The organism is Photobacterium sp., assembly GCF_033720175.1.
Classification (GTDB): Bacteria; Pseudomonadota; Gammaproteobacteria; order Enterobacterales; family Vibrionaceae; genus Photobacterium.
Window position 1 is genome coordinate 60,266 of the sequence record NZ_JAWWDA010000021.1, and the last position, 11,534, is coordinate 71,799.

Here is an 11,534-nt window from a genome sequence, read left to right on the forward strand (position 1 = left end):
CCAATGGTGTGTCACGGTGATACCTTCGACGAATGGCTTGTAAAGTAGCTTAAAATTTTGCGAGTAATATCAGACTGAGCCCACCATAGATCAGATTGGTATTTTCCCGGTTTTATGGAGCAACAGGAGTTAGCGCATGGCTGGAGTATTGACCCTTGAAAACAATACCGTGGCGCTGGAAGTAAAGGATTTACATAAATCTTTTGGTCAAAATGAGGTCCTGAAAGGGATTTCTCTGACCGCTCACCGTGGTGACGTCGTCTCTATTATCGGTTCTTCCGGATCCGGCAAGAGTACTTTTCTTCGGTGCATTAATCTGCTTGAAACCCCGACCCAAGGGGAAATATGGGTGAATGGCGAGCTCATCGAAATGAAAAACAATCGCCGTGGCGAATTTCTGCCCGTTGATGAAAAGCAAGTACAGCGTATTCGTTCGCGTCTAGCGATGGTCTTTCAGGGCTTCAATTTATGGTCGCACATGACGGTGCTAGGCAATGTGATTGAAGCGCCGGTTCATGTCTTAGGTGTACCTAAAGCGGAAGCTATCGACAAGGCGGAACAGATCTTAAAAAAAGTCGGACTTTATGACCGCCGTCATTATTATCCGGGACATCTTTCTGGTGGTCAGCAGCAACGAGCGGCGATTGCCAGGGCATTAGCCGTTGATCCTGAAGTCATGCTATTTGATGAGCCCACCTCTGCCCTTGATCCTGAATTAGTGGGTGAAGTGTTAGGTGTTATGCAGGATTTGGCCCAGGAAGGACGGACCATGTTGGTGGTTACCCATGAGATGGCATTTGCCCGAGATGTCTCTAACCATGTGATGTTCTTGCATCAAGGCCTGGTGGAAGAGCAGGGCCACCCGGAAAAATTATTCACCAATCCCGAGTCGGAACGACTAAAACAATTTATCTCGTCAATTTATTAAAGTGAGATGTCGAATAACGATAATGATTGAATGGCCGTCTGAGTTTATTTGGAAACATACGGCAGTAAACACAACAGGAGAAGCAAGATGAAAAAATGGATTTTAACTGCTGCAATGGTGTCAGCATTGAGTGCAACATCGGTTCAGGCGAAAGAGTGGAAAGAGGTGCGTTTCGGTATTGAAGGTGCGTACCCTCCCTTTAGCTGGACTGAGCCGAGCGGCGAGCTGAAAGGTTTCGATGTTGATATGGCGAATGCATTGTGTAAAGAGCTGCAAACGAAATGTAAAATTGTCGCTCAAGACTGGGATGGCATCATCCCTTCTCTGTTGGCACGTAAATATGATGCCATTATTGCCGCAATGTCGATCACCGAAGAACGTAAGAAGAAAGTCGATTTTACCGGCAAATATGCGCTGATCCCAAACAAGTTTGTGGCCAAGAAAGGCACCAAGCTTGATTTTACCAAAGACGGCCTGAAAGGGGTTAAAGTCGGTGTTCAGCGTGCAACCACTCATGATAAATACCTGACCGATAACTACGGCGACTCTGTCAGCATCGTTCGCTATGGCTCATTTGATGATGCTTACCTGGATCTGAAAGCCGGCCGTATCGCTACCGTTCTCGGTGATGCGTCAGCACTGGAAGAAGGTCTGATTAAGAAAACAGGTGGTGACGCTTATGAATTTATCGGCCCGTCTTTAACGGATCCGCAATGGTTCGGTGAGGGCTTCGGTATTGCTCTTCGTAAACAGGATAAAGATTTGACTGCGAAGCTGGATGTTGCAATTAAATCGTTGCGTGATAAAGGCATTTATCAAGAAATTGCCGCGAAGTACTTTGCCTACGATGTATACGGTCAGTAAACCCTCATAGGAACGAGTTTAGAGAGGCGAGCATTCCAAGTGCTGGATCGGTTACTTGCTAATCGCCTCTGTTTACTCTCCTCCCTTTGCCGTTTAAAGGAGTCCTCCCTTTGTTGGATTTAAAAGGATATGAATGGTCATTAGCAGAAGGGGCATGGGTAACCCTACAGGTTGCGCTACTGTCTCTTTTCCTCGCAATGATCTTGGGTATGCTCGGTGCATTGGCAAAAGTGTCCCCTTACCGCTGGGCAAGGGCGATTGCCACGGTTTATACCACCGTGATCCGCGGTATTCCTGATTTAGTCTTAATGATGCTGATTTTCTTCGGTGGGCAAATGCTGCTCAACAACAGCTTGTATCGTGCTAATGAATGGCTGAATGAGTATTTTACCACTGGAGACCCGAGTCATGAGTGGACCGCTTACCTGCCGGACTACATTGAAATCAGTCCATTTATTGCGGGTGTTTTGACCATCGGATTTATCTTCGGTGCTTATATGGCTGAAACCTTCCGTGGTGCGATCCTTGCGGTTGATAAAGGCGAGCTGGAAGCCGCCAAGGCCTATGGCATGAGTGGTTTTTTAACGTTCCGCCGTGTGCTGTTGCCGCAGATGATCCGCCATGCGCTGCCCGGGTTTGGTAATAACTGGCTGGTGTTATTAAAAACAACCGCATTAGTGTCAATTATTGGCTTGGATGACATGGTGCGTAAAGGGGCAATGGCGGCAGGCACCACGCAAATGCCGTTCACTTTTTACATGACAATAGCGGTTATCTTCCTACTCTTTACGTCCTTGTCGACCTCTGTGCTTAAGTGGGCTGAGCGTAAATCCAGTATTCATACGAGGTAAGTGATGGATTTCTCAATTTTTACAGAAAGCTGGCAACTCTACCTTGATGGCTTCATTACCACCGTGTGGATGGTATTTGTTTCGTTGCTGATCGGTTTGTTCATCTCTATTCCTATTGGTATCGCGCGTAACAGCAAGAATCCGCTACTTTCGTTACCGGCCTGGGCATACATTTATTTCTTTCGTGGAACACCGCTTCTGATTCAGTTGTATTTGATTTATTACGGTCTGAGCCAGTTGATTAATGTGCAGGATACCCTGTGGCAAGAAGCTTGGTTCTGTGCTTTAGTCGCCTTTATTTTGAATACCGCAGCGTACACCGCAGAAATCGTACGCGGTGCGATCAATAGCATGCCGAAAGGGGAAATTGAAGCTGCGAAAGCCTATGGCATGAGCATCCCGCTGGCATTTCGCCGAGTGATCCTGCCAAGTGCATTGCGCCGTGCTTTACCTGCCTACAGTAATGAAGTGATTTTTATGGTTCACGGCTCGGCTGTCGCCGGTATCGTCACTATCGTCGATCTGACTGGTGCCGCACGTATCGTCAATTCCCGTTACTATGCACCGTTCGAATCATTCCTGTTTGCCGGTATGTGCTACATGGTTCTGACCTTCCTGATCATCTGGGGATTCAGAAAACTGGAAAGGCACTGGCTAAGGCATTTAAGGCCACTGACGTGATCCAGTTTCGAGTATCGAGATGCGAGTATCTAGAACCTTGTATCTCGCATCTCGCATCTCGCATCTCGCACCTCGAATCTAGTACCTCGTTCCTTACTTAAAGCTAGACCAAATTGGCGCATGATCAGACGGCTTCTCAATGCCTCGCAACTCATAATCGATGCCCGCTTCAATGCAGCGCTCTGCCAGCGAAGGGGTGGCCAGTACCACATCAATACGCAGGCCGCGGTTATCGACAAACCCTTTTGAGCGGTAATCAAACCACGAGAACTGATCATCTACATCAGGGTGCAGCTGTCGGAAGGTATCAACAAACCCCCAGTCGAGCAGAGTTTTCAGCCATTCACGTTCAATCGGCTGGAATGAGCATTTACCGGTTTTCAGCCAGCGCTTGGCATTAACCGGGCCGATACCAATATCGAGATCGATAGGGCTGATATTGATGTCACCCATTACCACTAATTCATCTTCATTCGTATGGTGGGTATTGAGGTAATTCATCAAGTCGGCATAGAATTTTTCTTTTGCCGGGAACTTGGTTTCATGGCTGATATTGTCACCCTGCGGGAAATAGCCGTTTAACACGGTGACTTTTTTACCATCCTCCTGCTCGAAGGTCGCCATGATCATGCGGCGCTGGGCATCCTCATCATCCGTCGGGAAGCCTTTTTGCACCTCAACGGGTTGTTGCTTGCATAATAAGGCAACCCCGTAGTGAGCTTTCTGACCGTGGTGATAAACCTTGTAACCCATCGCTTCGACATCAGCGAGGGGAAAGGCTTCATCGTGAACTTTGATTTCTTGCAAGCCGATCACATCCGGCTGATGCTTATCGATAAGGGCTTGCAGCTGATGAAGGCGAGCACGAAGGCCGTTGATGTTGAAGGAAATGACTTTCATTTTATTATTCCAATTAATATCAGTCGTTAACGGTGATAGTCGGATACTAACATATACCCAAGTTACCGGGGGAACAAAAGAGTAATGGTATTGTCACGGGTTGGTCTCATTTTTTATGGTTCAGTTAATTTATACTCGATTGTGAGATATGTTCAATAAAATATAACTATACTATTATGAATAAAATTAATAATCTGGATATTCGTTTACTTAGGCTTTTTATTATTATTGTTGAAAGCGGAGGTTTTTCATCAGCGCAGTTTAAGTTAAATATGCATCAATCAACAATCAGTACAAAAATGGGAGACTTAGAAATACGATTAGGCATGAAGTTATGTCAACGTGGTCGAGGTGGTTTTAAACTTACTGCTGAGGGGGTTAAAGTCTATGAGGTTAGTAAGAAACTGTTTGAGCAAATGGAAATGTTCAATCAGCAGATTGATAATATAAAAAATATTACCAGGGGCAATATAAAAATAGCATTAACGGATAATTTAGCAACCAACCCTACATGTCGTATACAATCAGCGATAAGAAATTTCTGTAGTCATCACCCCCACGTTAATATCGAGACGATTGTTTCTGACTCATATAATATCGAAATGTTGTTGTTAGATAATAAGGTTGATATTGGTATAACATCATCAGAAATTAATAAAGCAGGATTAGAATACAGCTATCTTTTTAATGAACATCAATCATTATATTGTCTGCCATCTCATCCGATATTATTACAAGGAAATATTAAAATAGATGATATTGCATCCAATCCTGTTGTAGAGCGTGGTGTATCACATAATATAACACCGCTAAGCCATAGAGATGACGTCGTTAAAACAGCCAATACGACTAATATGGAAGCAACGGCTCACTTAATTTTATCTGGTCACTTTATTGGTTATTTACCAGATCACTACGCCGAAATTTGGAGTAACAGAGGGGAAATGGTAAAAATACCCGCCCCCGAAGAACTGGAATATTACACGGACTTTTACCTGACATTGAATCATAAAAATACGCTTACCATCGCCGCGAAAAACTTGGTGAAAGAGATTTTTAATGCTCATGGTTTGCACTCAGATAATGAATTAGAATCAGATGCTGAAGCTGTAAATTAAACGGTAACAAAAGCCTGTTTTAATAATAGGCTTTTTTCTTTTCGACTGACTCTTAGTATTCGTTTTTCTGACGACCTCTTGAAATATTATGCATGTTAACCACGTTTTATTTTCATACATAGTAGTTTTCTGATGTATACATTTTAAAGTCACTATTTAACCTTTTAACGTTCTGTATATAAATAGGTGTTACTTAAAACACGATTTAATCAGGGGTTAATTATGTCTAAATACCCGTGTTTATCCATCAATCTCAAAGTAATAGAAAGCAATACACGTCACTTAATTCAGCAATGTCAGGAAAGGGGAGTTGATCCCGTCGGGATCACTAAATTGGCTTGTGGTGCACCAGAGGTTGCGCGAGCAATGATTGCTGGCGGTATCAGTATTATTGGCGACTCTCGCATTGAAAACTTAAAGAAACAAAAAAACATCCCGATAAAAAAAATGTTACTTCGCCTTCCTGCGATTAGCGAAGCCCGGGAAGTTGTGCGCTATGCTGATATCTCTCTTAACTCAGAGCAAAATACGCTTCAAGCGCTATCGGATATGGCCGTTGAAGAGAATAAAATACATGAAATTATCATTATGCATGATCTTGGTGACTTACGGGAAGGCTGCTTCAATAAGGAAGACACGTTTCAGTTAGCCCGTAAGGTATTGTCACTACCGGGTCTTAAATTGACCGGTATTGGATCAAACCTGGCATGCTACGGTGGTGTTGAACCGACCAATAAAAATCAAAACGACCTGATCCATATTGCGGAAGACATTGAAAAAGATCTGAATATTAATTTTTCAGTTATTTCAGGAGCAAGTTCATCTGCACTATTTCTTCTTGCAGCAGGAGAATTGCCGGCAAGAATAAATCAACTGCGTTTAGGGGCTTCACTTATTATGGGAATTGGTTTAAATGATGACCCGATTCCTGAAACATCACAACAGGCAATCAAGCTTCAGGTTGAAGTGATAGAAATAAAAGAAAAACCATCAGTGCCGGTAAATTCTACCGCTCTGGATGCTTTTGGTAATAAGCCCGTATTTATTGACAGAGGGAACCGGAAACGAGCAATTTGTGCGATAGGAAAGCAAGATATCGACATATCGGAAATTACCCCTGATGATGAAGATATTATTATTATCGGTGGCAGCAGTGATCATTTGATCCTTGATATCTCTGATTCAAAAGAACCCTATAATGTGGGTGATATTATATCTTTCTCGCTGTCATACGGTGGAGTGCTGCAATGTATGACGTCAGAATTTGTTCATAAGAATTATATCGATAATAACTAAATATTAATTTTTGCATCTATGGATGCGATCTATAATATTTTGAGGGAATTAACATGATAAAAATAAGAAAGTTTCCAAATGCATTTACCATCCTGTTTATGTTGATCGGTACATTCGCGGTACTGACACATATTTTACCGGCGGGTCAGTATCAACGGTTATTTAACGAGAGTTTAGGCCGGGATGTACCTGTGCCGGGTTCTTACGCTCATATTGATGCATCGCCACAGGGGGCATTCGATACCCTGATGGCGCCGATATCCGGCTTCTATGATCCCGCTACCAATATTATCGGGGCGATGGACGTCAGTCTGTTTGTATTGATGGTGGGTGGTTTTCTTGGTGTGATCACTAAAACAGGGGCAATCGATACGGGGATCACGCGTATTATGATGCGCCTGAAGGGAAGGGAAATCATTATGATCCCGATCCTGATGACTCTGTTTGCCCTTGGCGGGACGACCTATGGGATGGCAGAAGAAACCCTGGCTTTCTATGGGTTGTTGATCCCGATTTTTATCGCGGCGGGGTTTGATGCCCTGGTGGCTGTCGCGGTGATTTTTGTCGGCTCCGGTATCGGTACACTGGGCTCTACCATTAATCCTTTTGGTAATGTGATTGCGTCCAATGCTGGCGGCGTTGACTTCCTGGATGGATTTGGTATTCGTCTGGGTATCCTTATTATTGCGTTGGTTATTGGCTGTCTGTACGTAATTCGCTACGCCAAAATGGTAAAGAAGGACCCGCAGAAGTCACTCGTTGCTAACATGCGGCAGAAAAATATCGATCACTTCCTGAGCCATAAAACGGATAACCAGGATGATGTTAACCTGACGACGACCCAGAAATGTGTCCTGACACTGTTTGCTATGACCTTTGTGATCATGATCTGGGGTGTTTCTTCACTGGGGTGGTGGATGGCTGAAATGAGTACGCTGTTCATCTTCATGGGGATCCTGTGTGGGATGATTGCTCGCCTGAGTGAAGATGACTTGATCAACTCCTTTGTTGCCGGTGCGGCAGATTTAATCGGCGTGGCGCTTATTGTCGGTGTTGCCCGCGGAATCGTGGTCGTTATGGAAGCCGGTAATATTACTGACACCATTCTTTACTATGCCGAAGGGCTGGTGGCTGATAAAAGCTCTATCCTGTTTATCAATGTGGTGTATTGGATTGAGATGCTGTTGGCTTTTGTCGTTTCATCAACGTCAGGCCTGGCTGTCATGAGTATGCCGGTACTGGCACCGCTGGCAGATTTTGCCAATACCGGACGGGAACTTGTGGTAACCGCCTTTATGTGTGGTATCGGTACGGTGTTATTTGTGACGCCAACCTATGGAGTCTTGATGGGCGGCCTGGCTATTGGACGGGTGTCATACATCGCATGGCTGAAATTTATTGGTCCGCTGGTCGCGTTCTTTATTGTGCTGAATACGCTTATGTTATCTATTGGCGCTGGCGTGCTGGGCTGATCGTATCATCCTGCCAGGTATTAACCTCTGACGGCAGCGAGTCTGCCGTCATGATATCAATCCCCTTAATTATCTAACGACCCAGATAATGAATGAAACTGGTATTATTCAGAAATTTTGACTATCTCCATCAATCCATTCCCGCCGATCTTGCCGATAAACCCACTTATACTCTAATCACGGTTAAGAATTTATTAAGGATGTTGGGATGGGGAAGTTAATTAACGGTGTATGGCATGATGTTTGGTACGAAACCAAATCTAATGACGGCAACTTTGTACGTGAAGATGCGGGCTTTCGTCATTGGCTGACGCAAGATGGTGATCAGGGACCGGAAGGGCAGCAGGGCTTTAAAGCTGAATCAGGCCGTTACCACCTCTATGTCTCACTGGCTTGCCCCTGGGCACACCGAACCTTAATTTTCCGTCAGTTGAAAGGCCTGGTCCCTCATATCGATGTAACGGTCGTCAGCCCTGATATGCAGGAAAGCGGCTGGACGTTTACCTCCCCTGAGCCATTATACGGCTTTCAGTTTCTGCATCAGTTGTACACCAAAGCCAAAGCGGACTACACCGGGCGAGTTACTGTACCGGTACTGTGGGATAAACAGACCCAGACTATTGTCAGCAATGAATCGTCAGAAATTATTCGTATGTTTAATACGGCGTTTAATGATCTGACCGGAAACGATGCCGATTACTACCCGCAAGCACTGAAGACCGAGATTGATGAGTGGAATGACTATATCTATCCGGCTATCAATAATGGTGTTTATCGCTGTGGTTTTGCGACTAGCCAAGAAGCCTATGAAGCCGCTTTCAGCGATTTGTTTGCGGCACTGGATAGAGTGGACGCACATCTTGCAACCAGCCGCTATCTCGTCGGGGAGCAGATCACCGAAGCCGATTGGCGTTTATTTACGACCCTGATACGTTTTGATGCCGTCTACGTCGGGCATTTCAAATGTAATCTGAAGCGCATCGCTGATTACCCGAATATTCAGGGTCACCTTAAAGAGCTGTATCAGTTTGCGGATGTTGCTGAAACGGTCGATTTCAACCATATCAAGCGCCATTACTATTTCAGCCATCAGATGATTAATCCAACCGGGATCGTTCCTGTTGGCCCACAATTGGATTTAGAAAGCCCTCATGGCCGTGACGACCGCGACTAAGCTGCGGTGTATGCGTCGATATTCTCGGTGTGCCTGCTTGCCAGCAGCTGGTATTTCTGATTGCGCAGTAGTTGTGATGTGGCCGCATTTTTTTGTTGCGGGTGAGTATATCGGGTTGCCATCTGTTCAAATAGGCTGGTGCGCCATAGTTCAAGTTTCTCTGGCAGAGGCATGATACTCACGGCCTGAATACTCTGTTTAGTGTTCTCCTCATTGAGTTGATTGAGCAGATACAGGCATTGCAGTCGTCCAAGATGGGCCTCACTACAGTAAGGATACCGGATCAGAATATCATCATAACGTTGCAGGGCATCCTGAGTATGACGGGTCAGCATGGTGTTATTCAGCACTTCATTGGTCAGGGCTAATTCACTGACTAACGTTTTTACGCTATTAATTAATACCGTGTTTTGCCGCAGTGCGTTGAGACGGTTCTGGCTATGGCCGTCAAAACGATCTCTGAGTTTTAATGCGTTATCAATCTCGGCAATTATCTCAGTTTCTCCGAGCACGATGAGCGGAGGCAGCACTTCAGTCAGAATCACCGAAGGTAGCTTTGAGATGGCATAAAAGTAGGGGGATAACCCGACCATCAGGCGACGTTTGGCTTTGAGTGATTGCTGCTGGGCCAGCGAGAATCTCGCCAGGGTAATATGGCCAAAAGTGGTTAAAAAAGGTTGCTGTTTGGGTAATAAACGGTTGTAAGCGCGTTGATGAATGGCTTTTAATTGTTGAAGTAGCTGTCTTTGTTTTTTATCGGAAGTTTGGGCAAAGAAGTGTTGTTCAAAGATGGCGGTAAATTCGGCGAAACAGGTGATCCAGCTGACATCAATAATCGGAAGATGGGTCGCCAGAGTTTTTCCTGCTTCAATTAAATGATCAGTTTTATCGAGATCAGCGGCCAGTTGGGCAACTTGCAGAGCCCGGTGGCTAACGCTCGGGGTGAATTTTAACGCCCGTTCAGCCGTTTCCAATGCCTCATAATATTGTTTATTTTCTTCCTGATAATTGGACAGGTGATCGTAGGCTTCCACACACAGGGGAGAGCACATAATTAATTGTTCAAGAATTGCAATAGCCTGGGCAATGTTGCCGTCGTGATATGCAATATGTGCTTCCGTGATGGTGATTTTGTGGGTCGGATTTTGGTAACGAAGCAGCTGGGTTAAGCGCTTAACCTGATCCCACTCTCCTTGCCTGATCAGTAAATCGAGCAATAAGGCTTCAATTTTATGGTTATGGCCGTTCAGCCGTAGTAGCTGTTTACATAACTGAATGGCTAGTGGAATATCCTGGCATTCTATTGCCTGATATATCGACTGACGCTGGTTGCGGTCGATGCACACCTGAGTGACTTTTTTGGTAAGTCCGGCCATGGTAATTGGTTTGGTGATAAAGCAGTCAGGATCAATGGTCATCGTGGTTAAGATCACTTCGATTGAGTGATCGCCTGAAATCATGATGATGCCGCAGTCAGGAGCCAGTAACTTTTTTTTGCGCAGTAATGTAGCCAGTTCACTGCCATTTAAAGCGTGGTCTAAATGAAAATCAATCAGCAGCAATTGGTAGTGGTTACTCATGCAGTAGCGGATAGCATCTTCATAAGTATTTGCAATATCAATCAGATGGATGTCTAAATTACCAAGCAGGCCTTTTAGAAGTGCCGAAGCCGACGGCTGATCATCAACGATCAGTACTTTTAGTTTTGTCCATTCAATCAACTGACTTTGATTTGAGTGATCATTTTTTTTCAGCATCATGCATCCTTGCTGTTTCTTATGCGCCAGATTGTTATGCCTACACTTGCATTGTAATTCCTTTTAATCATATTTGCTTATTGTAGTTGTGAAAAAGTCGTTGTGGGGGGGAATTGACTCAGGTGAAAGGATGAAAATAATGAGTGCTTTGTGGCGAGAAGATGGAAAAACGAAAAAAGCCAGCTGCTTGCGCAACTGGCTTAAATAATGGTGGAGGGGGAAGGATTCGAACCTTCGAAGGCGGAGCCGTCAGATTTACAGTCTGATCCCTTTGGCCACTCGGGAACCCCTCCACGGGGTATATCTAATTGTTCGGCTTCTTTAGGCCGGAAAAACGCAGCTTGTGACAAACGAACGTTTTTCGAAATAATGGTGGAGGGGGAAGGATTCGAACCTTCGAAGGCGGAGCCGTCAGATTTACAGTCTGATCCCTTTGGCCACTCGGGAACCCCTCCACGGGGTATATCTAATTGTTCGGCTTCTTTAGGCCGGA

At 44.9% G+C, this 11,534-nt stretch carries 10 protein-coding genes and 2 tRNA genes; 8 read left to right on the top strand and 4 right to left on the bottom strand.

Annotated features, from left to right (window positions below; genetic code table 11):
- Positions 1–136: 136 nt before the first annotated feature.
- The 4 genes from R3289_RS18685 (at position 137) to R3289_RS18700 (ending at position 3,324) form a co-directional block, all read left to right on the top strand.
- A complete protein-coding gene (locus tag R3289_RS18685; protein ID WP_318927337.1) occupies positions 137–928 on the top strand; it encodes an ABC transporter ATP-binding protein in 792 nt (263 codons plus the stop codon).
- 87 nt (positions 929–1,015) lie between these two features.
- Positions 1,016–1,792 carry an ABC transporter substrate-binding protein gene (locus R3289_RS18690; RefSeq protein WP_318927338.1) on the top strand — a complete coding sequence of 259 codons (777 nt, stop codon included), beginning with the start codon at positions 1,016–1,018 and terminating at the stop codon, positions 1,790–1,792.
- Between the two features lie 110 nt (positions 1,793–1,902).
- Positions 1,903–2,643, top strand: a complete 741-nt coding sequence (locus R3289_RS18695) for an ABC transporter permease (protein WP_318927340.1) — start codon at positions 1,903–1,905, stop codon at positions 2,641–2,643.
- A gap of 3 nt (positions 2,644–2,646) precedes the next feature.
- Positions 2,647–3,324, top strand: coding sequence for an ABC transporter permease (locus tag R3289_RS18700; RefSeq protein WP_318927341.1), 678 nt, complete (start codon positions 2,647–2,649; stop codon positions 3,322–3,324).
- Positions 3,325–3,417: 93 nt separating this feature from the next.
- Here R3289_RS18700 and xthA read toward each other — a convergent pair whose 3' ends face one another.
- On the bottom strand, positions 3,418–4,224 hold the full coding sequence (gene xthA / locus R3289_RS18705) for an exodeoxyribonuclease III (protein ID WP_318927343.1): 807 nt from the start codon (positions 4,222–4,224) through the stop codon (positions 3,418–3,420).
- Between the two features lie 176 nt (positions 4,225–4,400).
- On the opposite strand from xthA, the gene R3289_RS18710 reads away from it, so the two are divergent.
- From R3289_RS18710 to R3289_RS18725, 4 genes are all read left to right on the top strand, one after another.
- Complete coding sequence (locus R3289_RS18710; protein ID WP_318927344.1) at positions 4,401–5,342, top strand: LysR family transcriptional regulator; 942 nt, start codon at positions 4,401–4,403, stop codon at positions 5,340–5,342.
- Positions 5,343–5,564: 222 nt separating this feature from the next.
- Positions 5,565–6,638, top strand: a complete 1,074-nt coding sequence (locus R3289_RS18715) for an alanine/ornithine racemase family PLP-dependent enzyme (protein WP_318927345.1) — start codon at positions 5,565–5,567, stop codon at positions 6,636–6,638.
- A 53-nt stretch (positions 6,639–6,691) separates the two neighbouring features.
- Positions 6,692–8,110, top strand: coding sequence for a YfcC family protein (locus R3289_RS18720; RefSeq protein WP_318927347.1), 1,419 nt, complete (start codon positions 6,692–6,694; stop codon positions 8,108–8,110).
- 208 nt (positions 8,111–8,318) lie between these two features.
- Complete coding sequence (locus tag R3289_RS18725; protein WP_318927348.1) at positions 8,319–9,284, top strand: glutathione S-transferase family protein; 966 nt, start codon at positions 8,319–8,321, stop codon at positions 9,282–9,284.
- Here the strand turns inward: R3289_RS18725 and R3289_RS18730 are convergent.
- From R3289_RS18730 to R3289_RS18740, 3 genes are all read right to left on the bottom strand, one after another.
- A complete protein-coding gene (locus R3289_RS18730; protein ID WP_318927351.1) occupies positions 9,281–11,041 on the bottom strand; it encodes a response regulator in 1,761 nt (586 codons plus the stop codon). The genes R3289_RS18725 and R3289_RS18730 overlap by 4 nt on opposite strands.
- Positions 11,042–11,249: 208 nt before the next feature.
- Positions 11,250–11,334 (bottom strand) — tRNA-Tyr (locus R3289_RS18735).
- A gap of 77 nt (positions 11,335–11,411) precedes the next feature.
- Positions 11,412–11,496: transfer RNA gene (locus R3289_RS18740), tRNA-Tyr, on the bottom strand.
- Between the last annotated feature and the right edge of the window lie 38 nt (positions 11,497–11,534).